The following is a 19761-nucleotide window of genomic DNA, read 5'->3' on the forward strand; positions in this document are numbered from 1 at the left end:
GGAAAATTTATGAAGGCAGCGGTTTATGACGTGGAAGGCGCTCCCGGCGTCCTGCAGTATGTCGATGTTCCGGATCCGGTCGCAGGGCCTGACGATGTGCTGATTTCTGTCGAGGCTATCTCGATTGAAGGGGGAGATCTGATCAACCGACGTTCAACTCCGCCGCCTTTTCCTTCATGGATCGTTGGCTACGCGGCCGCGGGGACGGTGGTTGCCGTCGGGTCGAAAGTCCGTAGCCGCAAGGTTGGAGACAGAGTGACTGCTTTTAGCATGCAGGGATCGCATGCGGAACGTTGGGCTGTGCCTGCGGAACGAACCTGGCTTATAGCAGACGGAGTGGATGCAGCAGAAGCGGCGGTGGTACCGATCTCCTTTGGAACAGCATATCACTGCCTCTTCACACGAGGCATGCTCCGGCACGGAGAAACCGTTCTGATTCAGGCAGCAGCGGGTGGCGTGGGGCTCGCGGCCGTTCAGCTTGCCTCACAAGCTGGCGCGACGGTCATCGCCGTGGCAAGCGGAACGCAGCGAAAAAACCGGTTGCTGGAACTGGGGGCCGATCATGTTGTGGATCGTGTAGAGAATAACGTCGTGGAGAGTGTCCGACAGGTCACTCGTGGCACCGGTGTTAACCTCGTCATCGATCCGGTAGGGACGACGTTGCCTGCGTCGCTTTCTGCACTCGCGCCGGAAGGGCGTCTCGTTTTCGTCGGTAATGCGGGCGGTGGCAGCCTGACAGCCGACTTATGGCCGGCAATGCAGTCTAACCAGACGCTTATGGGGGTATTCATGGGCCCCCTTTTTGAAAGGCCCGAGGTTCGGGCAAGCGTGGACGAGATGTTGCAGGCTGTAGCGGCAGGGCGCATCAGGGTTGTCATTGACCGCATCTTCCCCCTGGCTGACGCCGCCGCGGCCCATGAATACGCCGAGACAGCGAAACCGCTTGGCCGTATTGTTATGAAGCCATGATGGGGTTGACCTTAGCCTTGCCCCCACAATGCTCCCGATGCGGAAGCCGCCTCGCATTTCGTTTATCCGATCCGCCATAATTCTTTTAACCGTAAAAACAGTTTTTTATTATCAGCCTTCTTAGTGACGCAATTCGTTCCCACCAGCGCTGCCCTTCGATGGATAACGGCTCTCTGCCCACTTAATTACGAAAAGGAAATCACCATGAATCTGATGAATAACTGCGCATCTCCTGGCATAAATGTTATATTAAAATATAATATTAGGAGGTGCGCTATGTATAAAACTCGCCTGAAAAAGGTCGGCGGATCCATCATGTTGGCGGTTCCTCCCGCCGTGTTGAAAACGCTGGAGCTGTCGACGGACAGCGAAGTCGGCATGACCATTAACAATGGCTGCCTGATCATTGAACCCCAAAAACGGCCTCATTATTCGCTTGAGGAGCTGCTGGCGCAGTGCGATCCGCACGCTGAAATGAGTGAAGAGGATCGGGAATGGATTGATGCGCCTGCGGTGGGCAAGGAGATCCTGTAAATGGACAGAGGGGAAATCTGGCTTGTTTCACTGGATCCGATTGCAGGCCACGAGCAAAGTGGAAAACGTCCGGTACTCGTCGTGTCGAAGGCATCGTTTAACAAGCTGACCCGGCTACCGGTAGTGGTTCCCGTCACCAGCGGCGGTAACTTTGCTCGCACGGCAGGTTTCACCGTTTCACTGGAAGGGGCGGGGACAAAAACGATGGGTGTTATTCGCTGCGACCAGCCCAGAACTATTGATATGGCTGCCCGAAACGGCATGCGGCTGGAACGCATACCTGATGCTGTTATAAATGAAGTGCTTGCCAGGCTGGATGCAATTCTGAGTTAGCATCAGAGACGCAGAAAAGCAAAAAGCCTGCTTTAAAAGCAGGCTTTTCAAATTTGGCTCCTCTGACTGGACTCGAACCAGTGACATACGGATTAACAGTCCGCCGTTCTACCGACTGAACTACAGAGGAATCGTGTGAACGAGGCGCATATTATCGACCTCGGTACGCCTTGTCAAAGGGTGAAAACGCGCTTTTTGTTCGTTTGCCGACTATTTCAGCAAATCGCTGATTTTATAGCAAATTCGCGTTGAAATTACGCAACGAAATGCGCCGCCCGCAGGCGGCGCGAAGGATCAGAACAGCACGGAGTAGTTCAGACCAAACGTCCGTCCGCGGCCTTTATAGGTGTACAGGCCCGGTGCACCGTAGGTTGGGCTATACAGCCCCGGCGCGCGCTGGCCCCAGGCGGTGGTGTAGTCTTTGTCCAGCAGGTTTTCCACGCTGAAGCTGACTTTCCCCACCGGCAGGGCGTAGCTGCCCAGGAAGTCGACCGTGTTATAGCCATCGATCTTCTTGCCGTCAGCGTCAGACACGTCAAAGGTCTGCGTGCTCTGCACGCGCAGGGTCCAGTCGCCCGGCGCCCAGTTCACCCATGCGCTGGCTTTCGACGGGCTGGCGCTGTCGACCGTCAGCTTCTCCCACTTCCCGTTTTCACGGGTTTCAGACTTGATGGCGTTAAAGTTCGCGCCGGTGCTCCAGTCGCTGTCGGTGAAGAAATAGTCCACCTGGCCTTCAATCCCGTAGATACGACGCTTGTCGTCTTCCAGGTTGATGGTCATATCTGTCTTGTTGATGGTGATGGTTTTATCCGAGAGCGAGTAATACGCCGCGACCTGCGTGCGCAGGTTGTCACCTGTGAAGCGCCAGCCCAGCTCGTAGGCGTTGACCTTGATGCCGTCCAGCGTTGAGTCGTTGACGTTCACGCTGTTCAGCAGGCGATAGTGGCCGTTGCTGAGTTGGTAGGTGCCGGAGCCGTAGTACTTCGCCAGGTCAGGAATTTCAAAGCCCTGGGAAAAGTTAAACCACAGTTGCTGCTGTTCGGTCAGACGACCGAGGATCCCGGCGTTAAACAGGAAGTTGTTGTAATCGGTTTTCCCGCCCGGCACCGCGTCGGCGGAGGTGGCTTTCCCGGTGGCGATGGCTTGCTGCTGGGCGTAGCCAACAAAATCATCCACCTTGTTTTCGGTGTACTGGTAGCGCACGCCGCCGCTCAGGGTGATGGCGTCAATGTCATAGCTCGCCTGCAGGAACGGAGCGAGATTGGTGATGCTGTAGCCCGGATAACGGCCCACGTTGTAGGCGTTGTCCAGCTCCATGCCGCCGCTCGCCGCCGCTTTGCTCAGGTCAAAGAACTGCTGGTTGGCATCGAACGTTTCGTGGTCGGCATCGACACCCCAGGTCAGCGTCAAATCGTCCACCGGCTTGCTGTTCAGCGTCAGCTTGCCGCCGTAAAAATCGGTTTTCTGCTGCGACGCGCCGATGCTGCTCACCACGCCTTTGGTCAGGGTCGGGAACGGGTAGTAGGTCAGGCTCTCGTCACGGTAGTAAATCTGCGCGACCAGATCCTGGCCCCAGAAATCAGTATTAGAGTACTGCAGGTTAATCAGATGGCGCTCGGTGCCCGGCACGCGGTCAGAGTCGAGATTATCCTTGTTGTACGCGGTGGCATCGCCCGTTACCGCCGAGAAGTTCTTCCCGAGATGCAGCCCATGCTTGCCGTCGGATTCGCTCTTGTAGTACTGGGTAGTGAGCTGCAGCTGCTGGTGATCGTCGATGTTGAGAGTGCCTGTTCCCATCACATCAATACGGTCGGAATACTGTAGGCCGGTCTGGGTGTTGTCGATGATCACCTCGTCGCCGTTGCCGTCATACCAGCCGCCGTAGCGCTGATACGACACCGACAGACGACCGGAGGCGTTGTCGTTGCCGCCGCTGACCGCAGCCGACACGTTCTCATCGTGGTCATTGTGGCTGTTAAACCCGCTTTTTGCTCCGGTCTGGAACTCAACTTCGGTCTCCGGCTGGCCCTTTTTGGTGACGATGTTCACCAGGCCGCCGGTGCTGCCGCCGCCGTACAGTGACGTGGCGCCGGAGATGACTTCGATGCGGTCAATGTTGAACGGGTCGATGGAGTCGAGCTGGCGGCTGTCGCTGCGGGACGAGTTCAGGCGTACGCCGTCCACCATCACCATCATGGAGCGGCCGCGCAGGTTCATGCCGTAATTGGTACGCCCCTGGCTGCTGACGTCCATACCCGGGATCAGCTGCGCCAGCACCTCTTTAATCTCTTTCCCGCCCTGAACCTGCTGCTCGATCTCAGAGCGTTCAATGACCCAGGTGGTCTGCGCCATCTCGGCCACGCTGCGGTGCGCGCGGCTGGCAGAGACCACGATATTTTCTTCCTTTTGTTCTTCCGCCCACGCAGAGGTAGAAAGCATTGCAAGCAAGCAAGGATTTAAAACCCAAAGATGAGAACGTTTCATTGTTATGTTGATCCTGATTGTGTGTGTCAGTACTCAGTGGTTTTTGCTAACGATTTAAAAACCTGGCTGCTCTCCGGGCTGGTGGTGCTCCGCCAGTGGATAACGCCAGGGGTGGTGGCCAGTTCAAACGGCTCGTCGGCATGTGCGCGATTCAGAATTCGCGCCGCGCGCCAGGCCATCAGGCTGAGCTGGGGTTCGGCAATGCCGAGACGGTGCATCCCGGCGTTCACGGCGAACAGGCGGTTGCTCTGCGGACCGTCCCATTCGAGGGTGAAATCGTTGTTAATGCAGAACGCTTCGTCCGCATCCAGATGCAGGCGGTGAGACAGCGGCGCAAGGAACGCGGGCTGCACGGCGCGGTAGCCGGTGGCGAAAATCACCACGTCGCTCTCCAGCTGCTCGTGGCCGCCGTCGAGGTGATGCTGAATGCTCAGGCGATGTCCGGTTTCCTGACGCGTCAGGGTTGTCACCGAGCGGGACGGCATCAGGTGCGCCCAGGGTTTTTCACGCAGCACTTCGAAGCGGTGGTACATGGCGCGGTAAATCGCCAGCAGTGACTCGGTGGTGATGCCGTCGGAGGTCATCTTCTGCTCGTGCAGCATCTGACGACGCGCCTCTTCACCGAGCGTGGAGAAGCTGTCCACATACTCCGGCGTGAAATACTCGTTAGCAAAGGCGGCTTCATCCAGCGCGTTGTAGTTGTTGCGGCGCGAGACCCAGTTCAGGCTCAGCGGCTGGCCCCACTCTCCACGGAAGATATTCAGGAACAGGTCGGCCCCGCTCTGGCCGCCGCCGACGACGGTAACGCGCTTACCCGCGAGATCCGGCGTGCGCAGCATCATCTCGCTGGCGTGGAAGCAGGTATCGTCCTGCACCGTGACGCAGTCAGGCAGGTTGATCTGTTTGCCAATCCCCACACAGACGTGGCGCGCGAGGAAGCGGTCACGCTGGGTCACGACCTCAAACAGACCGCGTTGCTCATCAAAGCTCACCTGCTGAACCTGCTGGCTGAAGGCGAGGTTGGTGAGGTTGTCCGCCGCCCAGCACAGGTAGTCCGCAAACTCTTCGCGGGAGACGGTGCGCTGCTCGGTGGTCAGGAAGCGGTAGAACTTTTTGCGCTGCACCAGGTAGTTCAGGAAGCTGTGGCGGTTGGTCGGCTCCACGGCGCTGACCAGATCCTTCAGGAAGCTGGTCTGCATGTGGCAGTCCGGCACCATCATGCCCGGGTGCCATGAGAAGTGCGGTTTACGCTCAAGGAACAGCGAGCTAAAGCCGTCCAGACCTTCTGCGAGGGCGGCGACGCTGAGGTTAAACGGGCCAATACCAATGCCGATGAAATCATAGGTTTTCATTGCGCGGACTCCCGGGAGGCCAGAAAAAGAGGGTTATCAAGATCGGTAACGTAGTTCGGCAGCATGCGGCTGCCGCCGTCGTGTTCGGAGAAGGTCAGTTTGACCGGGTTGAGGATCACGCGAATAATCTGCGGCTTAAACAGATCGAATTTCGCAAAGCGCTCCGCAAGCTCCGGGTGCGCGGCCATATAGCGGTGCAGCACCCCGACGAGGATCTGATAGAAGCGGTTTTCGCTCACGCCGCTTTGCAGCGTGAGGCGCGAAATAAAGCGCAGCACCGTCACAAAGTTGCCGGTCTGCAGGTCGTGAATGATGTAATCCGCGCTCAGGCGCGCCGTCACCGCTTTTACCTGCTCCGGCAGGCTCTGCGCCTGTGGGAAATCCTCGTCCACCAGGCGCATATCGCCCTGGAAATCCTTCAGCAGGATGCGCTGCGGGACGTAGTCCTTCATCACCAGCGTCACGTTCTGGCCGTGGGCAATCAGCGCCACGCCGTAGCGGCAGAGCAGGTGGTAGAACGGGATCACCGTTGCCTCAAACAGCTTTTCCAGCCACGCGTCGGCGCTTAACCCCGAGCGCGTGATCCACGCGTCGATCAGCGGACGTCCGGCGTTGTCGGTTTCCATTAGCGCCGCCATCAGCACCGCCTGTTCGCCGTCCTGTAAATAGCAGGATGGGTTCTCGCGCCAGATCACGCCCAGCATCTCCTGGTAGCGGTAGGGCGCTTTCGGCAGCGCCGCGTAGCCCGGATGCGACAGATACCCGGCGGCGGGTTCGCCCAGCACCTGCGCGCCAGAGCGGATCAGCGTGGCGTCAGCGGCGAACTGCTGCTGCAGCCAGCGCGAAGCCAGAGGCCCAGCGGCAATATACTTGCCCGGAATGCCGCGATAGCAGGAGGTGTTGTAGATGGTCAGCGGCAGCTTGATGTCATACGGCGCGCGGCGGCTGGCGTTGGTGAGCGTGCGCAGGGACTGCTGGGCAAGATACTCATCGCCAAACTCGCCCAGCTCAACCATTTCACCGCGCGCCAGCTGCGCAAGAAAATGAATGGCAATTTTTTGCTGCCACTGCCACGGGTGCAGCGGCACGGGCAGCCAGCCGTCGTCGAGACCCAGCGCCTGCCAGCGAGCGTCAAACCGGGCGCGCTCGGCATCGTCCATGGTGCTGGCCAGCAGAGCGTGAGTGTCGCAATCGGCGTCGCTGCTCCAGACCAGATGTTCACGCTGGACGGCGACCCAGTGCAGGCGGAAGCGCCCGCGGTATTCCGGCGCGTACTGGCGCAGCGCGTCCAGACCCCAGCCGCGGCGGCCTTTGTTGAAAATAAACTTCGGGTGGCCGCTCATCAGACACTGTAATTCGTCCGGGTCGAGGTGGATCAGCGCGTCCGCGTCCAGCGCTTCACGCGCCTGCAGCAGCTGCATGTCGCCGCGCAGCGTGGCGTAGAGATCTTCCATGTGCTCCGCCGTTTGCGCGTCGCTCATCTCCAGCACCGTCGCCAGCTGCAGCAGCGCGCTTTCCGCTTCCACGGCGGCGCCGCTGGCGGTGGTCAGGCTGTCCGGGTCGATATGCAGCCAGCCCCAGATCCCGCGCGCGGCGCGAAACTGCCAGCACTCGGCGCCCATAGCGATGCGCCAGCCGTCCGATGAAACGGGCTCAGCGCGCAGGGTGCGTTCGTATTCCAGCTCCGCGAGGATCTTCCCCACCATCTCGCGGTTCACTTTCTGCCAGAGCGCGTTCACAGGCCCACCTCGCTGAAGAAGCGGTGACGCTGGCTCATGATGAGGCGCGAGCGCTTGTGCGGGAAGTCGAACTCTTTCACCGTGTCGAAACCGGCGGAGGCCAGATGGCGGAACAGGCGCTGGTTGTCGAAGCGCGGCTCGGCCACGATGCGCGCGGTGCGCGGTTCATCGAGATACAGATAGTGGCTCAGGCCGCGCAGCCAGCTGCGGATGTACTGCGCGCCGCGCCAGTTTTCTTCGCCCACCAGCATGTGCAGCCCGCGGTCAAACGGCTGCCAGCGGTAGTGGCGGCCAATGCGGTCTTCTGCCGCCCAGTAGAGTTCAAAATAGCCAAACGGCTGGTCGTCGAAGCAGCCGATAACCGGGTAGCAGTAGGTCGAGTCAAGCTGGCGGCGCAGGTAGTTTTCCTGCTCGGCCTGCGGGCCCGCCATCTCCCAGAAGGCGTTCACGCGCGGGTTATTCATCCATTGAGTGAAACGCTCGCCGTCCAGCGCCACGTCCGCCACGCGGAAGCTCAAAGTGCGCTTGATTTGCGGATCGTAACGGCGATACACCTCGCCCTGCGGGCGACGAGGACGCAGCGGGAAGTACAGCTGGCGGCTCTCATCAAACTGCATCCCGCCGCTTGCCTGCGGACGTTCGCCTTGCAGCCACAGCGGCAGCTGCCAGAAGGTTTCTCGCGCCAGATAATCCCCGTGGGCCTGGCTAAACAGCGCCTGCGCCTGGGGTTCATCCTGCCAGTCCGCCCACGGCAGGGTAATGCCGGTCAGGGCCGGCGCGGCAACAAACAGCTGATCGAGGGCTTCCACCAGCCAGCCGTCCGGGATCCCGGTAAGACGCTCCAGCACCGCGCTGCCGTCAAGACCCAGCGTCAGCGGCAGATTTTGTTCCGTTGCGGTGCAGCGAAAGCCGTAGCCGGAATGGACGATATTCGCGATGGCCATCACGCCTTCTCCTTGTAAAACGGGTTGCTAAAGTCGAAATAGATCACCGCCGGATCGACGATGGTGTTCTCATTGCGATCGTGCAGGTAGCAGAAGAAGTTGCCTTTGCAGTTCCAGGTCGGGCTGTCGAGCACGTAGTCGAGGCAGCGGGTCTGCTTCGCCGTCGTGCGCAGCCCGGCCAGCGCGTCACGCACGCGGGACATCAGGTGCTCTTCGCTGTCGAAACCGGCGGCGGCGAGAGCGGCGGTGACCGCAAGGGTGGAGTTCAGCAGCAGGTAATAAGGGAAGTAGCGCAGCAGCTGGCTTTCACCGAAGCGGTTTTCCACGTCGGTTTCGCCCGCCTCTTTCAGCCACGCGTCGGCCCCTTCGGTCCAGGCGCTGCCCTGGCAGTCGCGGTAGATCAGCCCGACGGGGAAATCCTGCTGCATCTCAACGAGGATATTTTGCTGGTGTGCCAGCAGCACCAGACCGTAGTCCGCCTCGGCGCTGAACAGCGGAAGCAACACGCGGTCGCAGTAGGCGTCCAGCCAGCAGCGGGCGGCCTGGGCGAGCGGTAAATCCAGACGCTGGCTAAGACGGCGCACCGCTGCGGCCAGCAGGCTGTCACCGCCGTCAGGCGCGGCCTGGGTCAGGCTGACCAGCACGTTGGTCTGGGTGTCTGGCGTATCGAACAGCAGGTTAACGCGCAGGGCCATCAGGCTCTCTTCCTGAACGACGCCGCTTTCATCACGCAGTCCCGCCCAGCCGTCTTCCTGCATCACGCGCATGGTCGGGTAGCGGGCCTGTAAATCTTGCCAGCGTTCTGTTTTCGCCAGCCGCGCCAGGCGGATACCGCGCTTAACCTCTTTGACCGACAGCGTGCGCACGGAGTTGGTCAGGCGCACGCTGAGGGAGAATTTGATCATGTCGCTGTTGGTTTCGCTGTACAACGAGCGTGAGGAGCTGGTGGGCAGCCACTGTGCGCCCGCTTCACCAAGGTCCTGTAATGAACCGTTTGCCGCCAGACGCTGACACCAGTCCTGCTCCAGCAGATAGTCGGCCTGCCACGGATGCATCGGCAGCAGCCAGCGGGTGTCGGTGAAGTGGCCGAGCAGAACGGGCGCGCTCTGGGCGGCGAAGCGCAGCAGACGCTCGCGCAGAGATACGTTCAGGCTGTCGCCGGCAACGAGCGTGCTCTCTACGGCAAACCAGCGCAGCGGGAAGCGGGAGCCGAAATCCGGCAGATACCGGCGCGCCTCGGTTTCGTTGAACGGCTCGTGGGATTTTGGCGCAGGGTGAAACGCGTGGCCCACCAGCAGCGCCTGTTCCGCTTCGGCAAACGTCAGCGGCTTGTCGCGTAGCGTTGCCCAGCCGTGACGCAAATCAATCGCCTGCCAGGTATGGGTATGGCTTTCCAGCGCGCGCTGTTTAAAACGCGTCAGCGTATCGGCATCCAGTGAGCCTTTTACTGAGGGTTTTTCAAGAATTAAATCAATCAGTTGAGTGAAAGTGACGGCGTCACCACTGTCGCTATCGCTCTGAATAAGCGTTGCCGGGAAACGGTACTGATGGTGCTGGGTTGGGGAGAAATAGCGTACCGGAACCCGAAGGGCCTGGGAGGAAGAGAGTGGAATATGAATGTGCGCTAACTCATCCGCTGCAGCTGCGGGGAGATAGCGCCAGTCCTTCGTTTCGCGTAACAGGGCGTTTAAAAAACACTGGGCTGCAACGTCTGTACCGGCAGAGCGGGGCAGAGCACGCATAGATGTACCTCATTCCATGACTGATAATAATTCTCGTTATGATATTCATTCTGTTTACAGTCGCAACTATTTTTGCAATATTTGTTTTCATTAACTTCATAATTTCCACACATTTATTGACACTATGTTCACATTCTCATGCGCGCTGATTCTGAAACGTTGACCGAAAGCATCACCTCCAAAGCCAACTGGCCCCTGGCGCTCTGCGCGGGCCTGCTGGGCATCGGGCAAAACGGTTTGCTGGTCATGCTTCCGCAGCTGGTGACCCTGACCGGATTTTCACTCTCGGTCTGGGCCGGGCTGCTGATGTTCGGCTCCATGCTTTTTTTACCCGCGTCCCCCTGGTGGGGACGCCAGAGCGAGCGCCGCGGCTGTAAGGTCGTTATGGTGGCCTCTCTCAGCGGCTATCTCGCCAGCTTTGGCGTCATGGCGCTGGTGGTGTGGGCGATGGCGGCAGGGAGGCTGGAAAGCACCTGGGGGCTGGCGGGGCTGATCCTCTCGCGTCTGCTGTATGGCCTGACGGTGTCGGGCATGGTGCCTGCCGCGCAGACGTGGGCCATTCAGCGTACGGGCCTGGATAAACGCATGGCGGCGCTGGCAACCATCAGTTCCGGCCTCAGCTGCGGCCGCCTGCTGGGGCCTCCGCTGGCGGCGCTGATGCTCAGCGTTAACCCGGTCGCGCCGCTCTGGCTGATGGCGATCGCGCCGTTAATCGCTCTGCTGCTGGTGCTGCGCGAAGTGGCGGATCCGCCGCTGCCGCCGGTGGCACATCAGGCGACCCGTCTGCAGATGTCCATGCTGCCGTTCCTGCTGCTGGCGATGCTGCTGGCGGCGCTGGTGAGCCTGATGCAGCTCGGCCTGTCACCGCACCTCAGCCCCTTGCTGGACGGCAACGCCCGGGATATCAGCCATCATGTTGCGCTCCTGCTGAGCCTGGCCGCGCTGGCTACGCTCGCGGCGCAGTTCCTGGTGGTTCGTCCGCAGCATTTCAGCCCGCTGACCCTGCTTTGCATGGCGGCGGTGCTGATGGTGGCTGGGCTGGCGCTAATGTGTATCGCCGAACTGGCGCTGTTCTACGTGGGGATTGCTATCACTTCGCTCGGCGCGGCAATGGCAACGCCGGGCTATCAGCTGCTGCTGAACGATCGCCTGACCACGGGGAAGGGGGCGGGCGCTATTGCGACCAGCCACACGCTGGGCTATGGCGTCAGCGCGCTGCTGGTGCCCGTTGTGACGCGCATTTTCGGCGAACACTATTTAACGACGGCGGCCTTTGGCGTGGCAGCGCTGTTTTTAGCGCTGAGCATCGGGGTACGGTTAACCGAGCGTACCCCTGTCGAAAAAAATTAATGGACGTGGTGGGGTGAAGGGCCGCCAGCGCCCTCATTTTGCCGCAGGCGCTGGAGCGGATCCTGCTGATAAAACTGGCTGAAACGCTGCCACAGCGCCGGGAAACGGGGCGCGAAGAGTTCGGGGGCGCTGAAGAAGTACTCCGAGAGCACCGCAAAGCACTCGGCGGGGTCAGTTGCCGCATAGGCATCAATGCTGGCCGCGCTTTCGCCCACCAGGTCTATCTCATCCTGGATGTTATCCATCGCCGCGTGCAGATCGTGCTCCCATCCTGCGACTTCACGTAGCGGAATAAAAGGCACGCCGCTGGCGCGATCGCCGTTGCGGGTATCAAGCTTATGCGCCACCTCGTGAATAATCAGATTAAAGCCTGAGGCGTCGAACGAGTCCTGAATGTCGAGCCAGTTGAGGATAATTGGCCCCTGCTGCCAGCTTTGCCCGGACTGCACCACCCGCTGGTTGTGTACCAGCCCGATATCATCCTCCCACTCGTCATCGACGACGAACGGTGCAGGATAAATCAGCACTTCATGAAAACCGTCCAGCCACTCAATGCCGAGCTCCAGCACCGGCAGGCAGAAAAGCAGGGCGATGCGCGTATTTTTCAGCGGATCCAGCTCGAACCCCTGCAGCGGCACCAGGCGTTTTTGCTGCAAAAAACGCTCGGCCAGTTGAACCAGCTTTGATTGCTCTTCAGGCAAGAGATTCGCCAGCACGGGGATCGCCAGCGCCTCATCCCAGGGCAGCGCCATATTTCGACCAGCTTCGTTCGTTTTCCAGGGCCACTTAATCATCGCTTTGCTCGTTACTCGCACGTGAACAAAATGGAAAGGTGATGTGCTGTTAACATGCCAAAGAACCCGGCATGAAGGCAACAATAAAACGGAGCAGAGGGGAATGTTCCGCACGTTCCAGGCCCCTCTCCTGGCCGCTATTCAAACATTTATGCCGTTTTGTTTCAGTGACAAAACTCCCATAGGCAAGATCGGGTATGCGCAGCCCTGTCCTGTTGGCATCGTCAAAGATAAAAATTTCAGAAAATGCGCCTTCCGCCGAAGTCACTTTAATCCGTCGAGTCAAATAAGTGGAAAAGCAAAAAATGAATAAGCGAATTGCGTTTTTTCCAATGCGGAGATCTGCTTGTCAGCAAAATGCTGGGATTGCTTAAGCACCTTATATTCTCTGGGGAGAACCTCCACGGGAAGGCAATATTTCATTACGGTAATGAGCGCGCACTAGTGATGCATTATTTCAAAATTGAAATAATGAACTCATTGCTACCATAGCAATTAGGTTATTACTCCACTAGCCCAGCACCTGGGCATAAATATGCTATCCGGAATGATGAAATATAAATTACGCACATATTATCTGATTACTGCAGGGGTTGTTGTGTTGGCGCCTTACGCCAGCGCATCGACAAATGGGTTCGATGCCCGTAGCACCGCGATGGGGGGCGTAGGCGTGGCGTCTGCGCACTTTGGTGCGGCTCCCTTAACCAATCCGGCATTGCTTGCCACCTCGCGCGGAGAAGATCGTTTAAGCCTGATTGCGCCGTCGATTGGCGCGCAGGCCAGCGATTCGGCAAACCTGATTGACGGGTTCGATGACGTCACCACGGCGTGGGATAATCTGGAAAACGCCCTTGGCAGCGGTAACGAAGCGGAGGCGGCAGGTAAACTGGCGGAGGTCGTTTCCGGGCTCGCTGGCGAAAAGGCCAATGCGAACCTCGGTTTGAGTATGATGCTGGCGGTGCCGAATGATTCTCTTCCGATCGCGCTGTCCGTGAACAGCTGGGCCAAAGGCCATGCGCGTGCGTTAATCAGCCAGGCTGACCTGGATTATCTGGACGGTGTGGCGAATGGCACCATCATTCCGGGCAAAGACGATCTTGATAAATTAACGTCTCGCGCGGAAGGTATGGCGGCCCTGGTGACGGAATACGGTGTTTCCATTGCCCATCCATTTTCGATTGGCGACACCCTGGTCGGGGTGGGGATCACACCGAAGATCCAGCGCATTGAAACCTGGAATTATAACGTCGCCATCAATAATTATGACTCTTCCGATCTGCGTGACGGGAACTGGCAGCACCAGACCATGAGCGCCAATATTGATGCGGGTTTTTTTGCCGCATTGACTCCCGAGTGGATGGTTGCGCTCTCTGCACAAAATCTCTTCGAGAATAAAGTGAAAACGCGGGAAATTAACGGCTATCAGCCCGCGTTTATCATTCGCCCTCAGGTTACGGCAGGGACAGCATGGACGACAGAACGTGTTACCCTGAGTACCGATATCGATCTGACACCCGTGAGTGATTTCCAGTATGCGGATAAAAACCAGTATGCGGCGTTTGGTGGCGAATTCCGGGCCACCGACTGGATGCAGCTACGGGCTGGATATCGCGTGGACATGCGCGGTAACGATCACCGCATTGTGACGGGTGGGGTGGGCCTTTCAGCCGGGGAATCAATGCAGTTTGATTTAACGGCAATGGCAGGACGAACCCGTACCCTTGGCGGTATTGCGCAGTTTACGTTCCGTTTCTGAACACCGTCAGGATATGAAGAAAGACCCCTTCAGCACGTAAGGGGTCTTTTTCTATACCTGTTGAACACGTTAAGCCGTCCGGGGCAGGTGAAATGCTGATACAGCATCGGTTAGAGCAATTTTTTGCAGGGTAATGATAACCTCTGCTACTTCGTAAAGAAAACTAAAGAAAATTTTCAGATATAGGTTTGTATGGAATGATATTAAATGTCGTCAATAGTGCGATCTTATTGAGTGATTGAGGTGTTGAAAGATATCGCATTTGTGTCATCCTGACTGACCTTTCTCTCTTATTTTATGCTTCAGGCGATTCAGATGATGAATAAAACCCACGATGGAATAAAAGTTTATACCCCGCTAACACTGAAATTGTATGACTGGTGGGTGCTACGCATATCAAATCAGTACGCATGGAAATGCTCGACAGAGCGTTATCTTATTCCTCATTTCAGAAATAATATGAAAAGTAATCATCTGGACGTCGGCGTGGGAACGGGGTTCTATCTGAAGACAATACCGGATATTTGCAATGTTTCGCTGATGGATCTAAATACTTCAAGCCTCAGTGCGGCGAGCAGACGAGCTGGCAAAGACAACATCATAGCGTCTATTCAGCACGATGTCTTCAACCCTTATCCCACTCACTTGCACGATCGGTTTGATTCCCTTTCAATGTTTTATCTTCTCCACTGTCTGCCTGGAGAAATGCAGGATAAGGCAGTCGTTATCCGCCATGCTGCCGCTGCGTTAACGAAAGAGGGCTGTTTATATGGGGCAACCATTCTGGGCGATGATGTCAACCATAATGCCTTTGGGCGCAAACTTATGGCTGTTTATAATAAAAAAGGTATCTTTTCTAACCGCAACGACACCGTGGGGAATTTACGGTCTATTCTTTCAGACGCTTTTCACGAGGTGGAGATTACAGTGGAAGGAAAAATTGCGCTCTTTAAGGCGGAAAGAAAGCGAGCTAATCCTGAGTTGGTGGATTAATTTTTAGCAGATACGCTTTCCAGAGATATATACGTTTAAGGCTTTGCCGGCATCCCGGCAAAGCCTTTTTTCAATGTTGAGAGGAATAACTCACCGTCATTTGATTGCTCATCACGGTCAGAGGAAAGTTGAATGTACCCCCTTTGGGCGAGGCATATTCAAACCGAAAAGGCCCACCAGCGGGAATATCTGCAAACAAAGCCATCTCACCTGCTAATCCTGGCAGTTTCAGACAGCGCGTCGCACTGCACAGTCGGATCCGAAACCCGGCTGGCGTCGGGCCGCTGGTGTTAATTTTCCAGTATACGCGTGTCGCCACCGTGCCCGGAGACAGGGGAGAGGGGCTTTGTACAGGTTTGCTTTTGAGCGTCTGATTCTCGCGCGTAATTGTGCCGCCAAAGCTCTGGTTGCTCCAGGAGCCGTCAGCCGCTATCGCCAACGGCGAGGCCAGAATTAGCCCGAGCCCAAATTTCCTCATCCTTTTCCTCCAATCAGATACGTCATCCGCACGTTGCGCGAGGTATTGATCTCCTGGCTGGACAGCACTGCCATCTGCGGGAAAATACGACGCAGGTAGCGGGACAGCATCAGACGCAGGGCCGGATTGACCAGCAGCACCGGCGGTGCGCCTAATCCCTCCTGATGCTGCAGCGCCTGTTCGGTCTGCTTCATCAGGTTTTCCGCAATGCCCGGTTCGATGGCGCTACCGCTCTGGGTTGCCTGTACCAGAAGTTGCTCCAGCGACAAATCCAGCCCAATCAGCTGAATATCCCCGTCGCCCGGGAACCACTGTTGAGTAATGGCGCGGGAAAGACGCACGCGCACGCGGGTGGTCAGCTCGTCGGCATCGCTCTGGGCGGTGGCAAACTCTGCCAGCGTATCGATGATGGTCCGCATATCACGGATCGGCACACGCTCGGCAAGCAGGTTCTGCAGCACCTTATGCAGGGTGGTCAGGCTGATAACCGCCGGGATCAAATCCTCCACCAGTTTCGGTGACTGTTTGGTGATCTGATCGAGCAACTGCTGCGCCTCCTGGCGGCCAAACAGCTCTTCGGTATGGGTGCTGATAAGGTGGTTAAGATGCGTTGCCACCACTGAACTCGGATCAACCACCGTGTAGCCCAGCGTCTGCGCCAGTTCACGGTGAACTTCGTCAATCCACAGGGCAGGCAGCCCAAAGGTGGGCTCGGTGCACGGTGTACCCGGAACTTCACCCTCTGCACAGCCGGGGTTGATTGCCATCCAGCGGTCCGGCTGAACGTCGCCTGAACCAATCGTGACCCCTTTAAGCAGGATGCGGTAGTGCGTCGGAGCCAGATCCAGGTTGTCACGAATATGCACGGCAGGGGGAAGAAAACCCATCTGCTGGGCGAACTTCTTACGAATACCGCGCACCCGGGTCAACAGCTGGCCCTGTTGCTCATGATCCACCATTGGGATCAGGCGGTAGCCCACTTCCAGGCCGAGCGTATCTTCCATTTGAACATCAGACCAGGTTGCCTCGTTGATTGGCGTGACCTCGGCCTCCGCCGCATCGGTATCGGCCTGCACGCCACCGCTCTTCTTCACATCGCCTTCGCGACCGCGCAGCCACCAGGCGACGCCCAGCAGGGCGACAGTAAACAGCAGGAAAACAAAATTTGGCATGCCGGGGATCAGACCCAGCAGACCAATCACGCACGCCGCCAGGACAATCACGCGTGGAGAGGTAAACAGCTGGCCCACCATCTGCTCGCCCACATCCTGATCGTTGGCGACGCGGGTGACCACCACACCGGCGGCGGTAGAAATCACCAGCCCCGGGATCTGCGCCACCAGACCGTCACCGATGGTCAGCAGGGTATAGGTTTCCCCGGCCACGCCCGCTGACATGTCGTGCTGCATCACGCCGATCACCAGACCACCGATAATATTGATCGCCATAATCAGCAGTCCGGCGATGGCATCGCCGCGCACAAACTTACTGGCACCGTCCATCGAACCGTAGAAATCGGCTTCCTGCGTCACCTCTTTACGGCGGCGTTTTGCCTCTTCTTCGCCAATCAGTCCGGCATTCAGGTCGGCATCTATTGCCATCTGCTTGCCCGGCATGCCGTCGAGGGAGAAACGCGCGCCCACTTCCGCAATACGCCCCGCACCCTTGGTGATCACCATAAAGTTAATAATGATCAGGATGACGAAGACGATAATCCCGATGGCGAAATTTCCGCCAACCAGGAAGTGACCAAAGGCCTCCACTACCTGGCCCGCCGCGTCCGAGCCTGTATGGCCGTTCATCAGGATCACGCGCGTGGAGGCCACGTTCAGCGCCAGACGCAGCAGGGTGGAGAACAGCAGCACCGTCGGAAACGCCGAAAACTCCAGCGTATTTTGGGTAAACATGGCGACCAGCAAAATCATGATCGACAGCACGATGTTGAAGGTAAACAGCAGGTCCAGCACAAAGGTCGGCAGCGGCAGGATCATCATCGCCAGGATGGTCATGATCAGCACCGGCCCGGCCAGCACCTGCCACTGGGTTTCCTTCATGTTGGGTAATCGTAATTTGGTGGCGATATTGGCCATCACTCTCTACTCTCTTGTGCAAAATCCATCCCCGCGGGAACGGGAAGATCTTTAGGTGTCAGCGGACGTAAGCCATAGCCTTTACGCCAGCGCTTAAGGCCATAAACCCAGGCCAGCACTTCCGCCACCGCACTGTACAGCTCGGCGGGAACCGGTGTGCCGGGGTCACAATGGCGATACAGGGCGCGCGCCAGCGGCGGCGCCTCAAGCATGGGGACCCGGTTCTCTTCGGCCAGCTCGCGGATGCGCAGGGCAATTAATCCGCTGCCGCTGGCAACCACCATCGGCGCGCCCATGGCGCCGTCCTGATACTTCAGGGCGACCGAATAGTGGGTCGGGTTATTCACCACCACGTCGGCGGTGGGGACATCGCTCATCATTCGCTGCTGCGCCATCCGACGCTGAAGCTGGCGAACCTTACTTTTAATCAGCGGGTCGCCTTCCTGGTTTTTGAATTCGTCTTTGATTTCCTTCAGGCTCATGCGCAGCTTTTTAAAGTTGCTCCAGAGCTGGTAAACCACGTCGAACGCCACCATCGGGATCAGCGATAAAATAATGGCCAGCATGCAGCCCAGCAGCAGGGCGCTGATATCGCCCAATGCCATGCCGAGCGGTTCAAACATCAGGCTGATAAACTTCGCTTTGTTAAACCACAGGAACAGCCCGCCGCCGACCGCAGCCAGCGTGACCTTCAGAATGCTCTTCACCATCTCCGACACCATTTGCCCGGAAAACAGGCGCTTGATGCCGCTCAGCGGATTGAGCTTCTTCAGGTTAAATTTCAGCGCTTTGGCGCTCATGTTCAGGCCGCCAATGAGCGACGGCGTGGCGACGGCGGTGAGAAACAGCCCGCCGACGAACGGCAGCAGCGCCAGGAAGGCGATCCCCAGCAGCGATGCGGCGTGATGCAGCATCTGCTGCGGGTCGCTGACTAACAGCCGATCAAACGTCAAACCGTTATGCAGCAGGCGCTGCAGCTGTTTTGCCAGCCAGCTCCCCGCGCCCATGATTAACCCCCAGCCTGCCAGCAGCATGAGGAGGCTCGTCAGCTCGCGCGATCGCGGAACCTGTCCCTCTTCACGCGCTTTTTGCTTTCGGTGGGGTGTGGGGTCTTCTGTTTTTTCGCTGTCGTTTTGTTCTGACATACCTTTCGCCCGGCGGGATTAGAAGCCGAGAGACTCCAGCAGATCGTCCACCTGCTCCTGAGAAGCGACGATCCCCTCGGCACGGGTATCGATTTGCGGACCATTCTTCAGGTGCGCATCGCCCGTTTCGGCAATCGCATCGCGCTCGCTCATGTTTTCCACCAGTACGCTGATCAGCTCTTTCTCAACGGTCTCAATAACGTGCATCAGGCTCTGCAGCACCTGCCCGGTGAGATCCTGAAAATCCTGCGCCATCATGATTTCGGTCAGCTGGCGGTTGGTTTGCTGGGTCACTTCCGGCACCTGGTGAAGAAAGGTACGGGTGGCTTTGACCAGCTCGCGGGCGTCGTCCAGCGGCTGCGGATTTTCGAACCAGGCATCCCAGCGCGTGCTCAGCGCGGTGGCGCTATCGCTCAGCCCTTCCTGCAGGGGACGCGCCACTTCAACGCTGGTCAGCGCGCGGTCGGCTGCCTGCGAGGTCTTGCCGACCACGTAGTTCAGGCGGTCGCGGGTGTTTGGAAATGCATCCGCCACTTCCATAATGGCCTGTTCCAGACCGAGGTTGGCCATGCTGTCGCGCAGCAGGCGGGTCAGTTGCCCGATGCGAACGAAAATCTCTGTGGCGTTATCCGCCTGCATGTTTAACGGGGTGTTCATAGGGGTTACCCGAGTTTTTCAAAGATTTTGCCGAGCTTTTCTTCCAGCGTGGCAGCGGTGAACGGCTTAACGATGTAACCATTGGCACCCGCCTGAGCAGCGGCGATGATGTTCTCTTTCTTCGCTTCCGCGGTCACCATCAGCACCGGCATTTTTGCCATGGCCGCGTCGCTGCGGATGGTTTTCAGCAGCTCTAGCCCGTCGACATTGGGCATATTCCAGTCGCTGACGACGAAATCGAAGCCGCCTGCACGCAGTTTGTTGAGCGCGTCCTGACCGTCTTCGGCCTCGTCAATGTGCTTGTAGCCCAGATCCTGCAGCAGGTTTCGTACGATGCGCCGCATGGTGGCGAAGTCATCCACCACCAGAAAACGCAAGTTTTTATCCGACATGGGGAAATC

General features: G+C 58.0%; 17 protein-coding genes and 1 tRNA gene. 6 read left to right on the forward strand and 12 right to left on the reverse strand.

Annotation, left to right across the window (positions count from 1 at the left end; genetic code table 11):
* Nucleotides 1–9: 9 nt before the first annotated feature.
* The 3 genes from APT89_RS01610 to APT89_RS01620 all read left to right on the forward strand — a co-directional run bounded on the left by APT89_RS01610 (nucleotide 10) and on the right by APT89_RS01620 (nucleotide 1836).
* On the forward strand, nucleotides 10–969 hold the full coding sequence (locus APT89_RS01610; protein ID WP_045629799.1) for a quinone oxidoreductase family protein: 960 nt from the start codon (nucleotides 10–12) through the stop codon (nucleotides 967–969).
* A 276-nt stretch (nucleotides 970–1245) separates the two neighbouring features.
* The gene (locus APT89_RS01615) at nucleotides 1246–1503 is read left to right on the forward strand and encodes an AbrB/MazE/SpoVT family DNA-binding domain-containing protein (protein ID WP_041909206.1); all 258 of its coding nucleotides are present in this window, start codon (nucleotides 1246–1248) and stop codon (nucleotides 1501–1503) included.
* The gene (locus APT89_RS01620) at nucleotides 1504–1836 is read left to right on the forward strand and encodes a type II toxin-antitoxin system PemK/MazF family toxin (protein WP_045629798.1); all 333 of its coding nucleotides are present in this window, start codon (nucleotides 1504–1506) and stop codon (nucleotides 1834–1836) included.
* Nucleotides 1837–1890: 54 nt separating this feature from the next.
* On the opposite strand, the gene APT89_RS01625 is transcribed toward APT89_RS01620, so the two are convergent.
* The 6 genes from APT89_RS01625 to APT89_RS01650 form a co-directional block, all read right to left on the reverse strand.
* Nucleotides 1891–1966 (reverse strand) — tRNA-Asn (locus tag APT89_RS01625).
* Between the two features lie 164 nt (nucleotides 1967–2130).
* The gene (locus APT89_RS01630; protein WP_060571653.1) at nucleotides 2131–4320 is read right to left on the reverse strand and encodes a TonB-dependent siderophore receptor; all 2190 of its coding nucleotides are present in this window, start codon (nucleotides 4318–4320) and stop codon (nucleotides 2131–2133) included.
* Nucleotides 4321–4346: 26 nt separating this feature from the next.
* Entirely contained in the window at nucleotides 4347–5672 is a 1326-nt protein-coding gene (locus tag APT89_RS01635) for a lysine N(6)-hydroxylase/L-ornithine N(5)-oxygenase family protein (protein WP_060571654.1), read from the reverse strand.
* Complete coding sequence (gene iucC, locus APT89_RS01640) at nucleotides 5669–7411, reverse strand: IucA/IucC family protein (RefSeq protein WP_060571655.1); 1743 nt, start codon at nucleotides 7409–7411, stop codon at nucleotides 5669–5671. The genes APT89_RS01635 and iucC overlap by 4 nt, the downstream gene beginning before the upstream one ends.
* A complete protein-coding gene (locus APT89_RS01645) occupies nucleotides 7408–8355 on the reverse strand; it encodes a GNAT family N-acetyltransferase (RefSeq protein ID WP_060571656.1) in 948 nt (315 codons plus the stop codon). The genes iucC and APT89_RS01645 overlap by 4 nt, the downstream gene beginning before the upstream one ends.
* Nucleotides 8355–10097, reverse strand: a complete 1743-nt coding sequence (locus APT89_RS01650) for an IucA/IucC family protein (protein ID WP_060571657.1) — start codon at nucleotides 10095–10097, stop codon at nucleotides 8355–8357. Before APT89_RS01650 ends, APT89_RS01645 begins: the two co-directional genes overlap by 1 nt.
* A gap of 138 nt (nucleotides 10098–10235) precedes the next feature.
* On the opposite strand from APT89_RS01650, the gene APT89_RS01655 reads away from it, so the two are divergent.
* On the forward strand, nucleotides 10236–11447 hold the full coding sequence (locus APT89_RS01655; protein WP_060571658.1) for an MFS transporter: 1212 nt from the start codon (nucleotides 10236–10238) through the stop codon (nucleotides 11445–11447).
* Here the strand turns inward: APT89_RS01655 and mtfA are convergent.
* Nucleotides 11444–12241, reverse strand: coding sequence for a DgsA anti-repressor MtfA (mtfA, locus tag APT89_RS01660; protein WP_041909219.1), 798 nt, complete (start codon nucleotides 12239–12241; stop codon nucleotides 11444–11446). The two genes, APT89_RS01655 and mtfA, sit on opposite strands and share 4 nt — an antisense overlap.
* A gap of 550 nt (nucleotides 12242–12791) precedes the next feature.
* Here mtfA and traF point away from each other — a divergent pair.
* Nucleotides 12792–13997, forward strand: coding sequence for a conjugal transfer protein TraF (gene traF, locus APT89_RS01665; protein ID WP_060571659.1), 1206 nt, complete (start codon nucleotides 12792–12794; stop codon nucleotides 13995–13997).
* A 315-nt stretch (nucleotides 13998–14312) separates the two neighbouring features.
* Nucleotides 14313–14990 (forward strand): class I SAM-dependent methyltransferase, encoded by a 678-nt coding sequence (locus APT89_RS01670; RefSeq protein ID WP_060571660.1) that lies wholly within the window; start codon nucleotides 14313–14315, stop codon nucleotides 14988–14990.
* Between the two features lie 70 nt (nucleotides 14991–15060).
* Here APT89_RS01670 and APT89_RS01675 read toward each other — a convergent pair whose 3' ends face one another.
* Genes APT89_RS01675 through cheY form a run of 5 tightly spaced genes read right to left on the reverse strand, consistent with a single transcriptional unit; the run spans nucleotide 15061 to nucleotide 19752 of the window.
* Nucleotides 15061–15468 carry a flagellar protein FlhE gene (locus APT89_RS01675; RefSeq protein WP_041909225.1) on the reverse strand — a complete coding sequence of 136 codons (408 nt, stop codon included), beginning with the start codon at nucleotides 15466–15468 and terminating at the stop codon, nucleotides 15061–15063.
* Nucleotides 15465–17558 carry a flagellar biosynthesis protein FlhA gene (gene flhA / locus APT89_RS01680; protein WP_060571661.1) on the reverse strand — a complete coding sequence of 698 codons (2094 nt, stop codon included), beginning with the start codon at nucleotides 17556–17558 and terminating at the stop codon, nucleotides 15465–15467. The genes APT89_RS01675 and flhA overlap by 4 nt, the downstream gene beginning before the upstream one ends.
* On the reverse strand, nucleotides 17558–18703 hold the full coding sequence (gene flhB / locus APT89_RS01685) for a flagellar biosynthesis protein FlhB (RefSeq protein WP_060571662.1): 1146 nt from the start codon (nucleotides 18701–18703) through the stop codon (nucleotides 17558–17560). Before flhB ends, flhA begins: the two co-directional genes overlap by 1 nt.
* Nucleotides 18704–18721: 18 nt before the next feature.
* Nucleotides 18722–19360 carry a protein phosphatase CheZ gene (gene cheZ / locus APT89_RS01690; RefSeq protein ID WP_041909231.1) on the reverse strand — a complete coding sequence of 213 codons (639 nt, stop codon included), beginning with the start codon at nucleotides 19358–19360 and terminating at the stop codon, nucleotides 18722–18724.
* 5 nt (nucleotides 19361–19365) lie between these two features.
* Nucleotides 19366–19752 (reverse strand): chemotaxis response regulator CheY, encoded by a 387-nt coding sequence (cheY, locus tag APT89_RS01695; protein ID WP_041909233.1) that lies wholly within the window; start codon nucleotides 19750–19752, stop codon nucleotides 19366–19368.
* Between the last annotated feature and the right edge of the window lie 9 nt (nucleotides 19753–19761).

Origin of the sequence: Enterobacter sp. 50588862 (genome assembly GCF_001462935.1) — a bacterium.
In the GTDB taxonomy this organism is placed as follows: domain Bacteria; phylum Pseudomonadota; class Gammaproteobacteria; order Enterobacterales; family Enterobacteriaceae; genus Enterobacter; species Enterobacter bugandensis.

Excerpts from the sequence above, each read along its gene's own strand:
- APT89_RS01610 (WP_045629799.1), top strand. The coding sequence starts at position 10 with ATGAAGGCAGCGGTTTATGACGTGGAAGGCGCTCCCGGCGTCCTGCAG.
- APT89_RS01615 (WP_041909206.1), top strand. The coding sequence starts at position 1,246 with ATGTATAAAACTCGCCTGAAAAAGGTCGGCGGATCCATCATGTTGGCG.
- APT89_RS01620 (WP_045629798.1), top strand. The coding sequence starts at position 1,504 with ATGGACAGAGGGGAAATCTGGCTTGTTTCACTGGATCCGATTGCAGGC.
- APT89_RS01630 (WP_060571653.1), bottom strand. The coding sequence starts at position 4,320 with ATGAAACGTTCTCATCTTTGGGTTTTAAATCCTTGCTTGCTTGCAATG.
- APT89_RS01635 (WP_060571654.1), bottom strand. The coding sequence starts at position 5,672 with ATGAAAACCTATGATTTCATCGGCATTGGTATTGGCCCGTTTAACCTC.
- APT89_RS01645 (WP_060571656.1), bottom strand. The coding sequence starts at position 8,355 with ATGGCCATCGCGAATATCGTCCATTCCGGCTACGGCTTTCGCTGCACC.
- APT89_RS01650 (WP_060571657.1), bottom strand. The coding sequence starts at position 10,097 with ATGCGTGCTCTGCCCCGCTCTGCCGGTACAGACGTTGCAGCCCAGTGT.
- APT89_RS01655 (WP_060571658.1), top strand. The coding sequence starts at position 10,236 with ATGCGCGCTGATTCTGAAACGTTGACCGAAAGCATCACCTCCAAAGCC.
- mtfA (WP_041909219.1), bottom strand. The coding sequence starts at position 12,241 with ATGATTAAGTGGCCCTGGAAAACGAACGAAGCTGGTCGAAATATGGCG.
- traF (WP_060571659.1), top strand. The coding sequence starts at position 12,792 with ATGAAATATAAATTACGCACATATTATCTGATTACTGCAGGGGTTGTT.
- APT89_RS01670 (WP_060571660.1), top strand. The coding sequence starts at position 14,313 with ATGATGAATAAAACCCACGATGGAATAAAAGTTTATACCCCGCTAACA.
- APT89_RS01675 (WP_041909225.1), bottom strand. The coding sequence starts at position 15,468 with ATGAGGAAATTTGGGCTCGGGCTAATTCTGGCCTCGCCGTTGGCGATA.
- flhA (WP_060571661.1), bottom strand. The coding sequence starts at position 17,558 with ATGGCCAATATCGCCACCAAATTACGATTACCCAACATGAAGGAAACC.
- flhB (WP_060571662.1), bottom strand. The coding sequence starts at position 18,703 with ATGTCAGAACAAAACGACAGCGAAAAAACAGAAGACCCCACACCCCAC.
- cheZ (WP_041909231.1), bottom strand. The coding sequence starts at position 19,360 with ATGAACACCCCGTTAAACATGCAGGCGGATAACGCCACAGAGATTTTC.
- cheY (WP_041909233.1), bottom strand. The coding sequence starts at position 19,752 with ATGTCGGATAAAAACTTGCGTTTTCTGGTGGTGGATGACTTCGCCACC.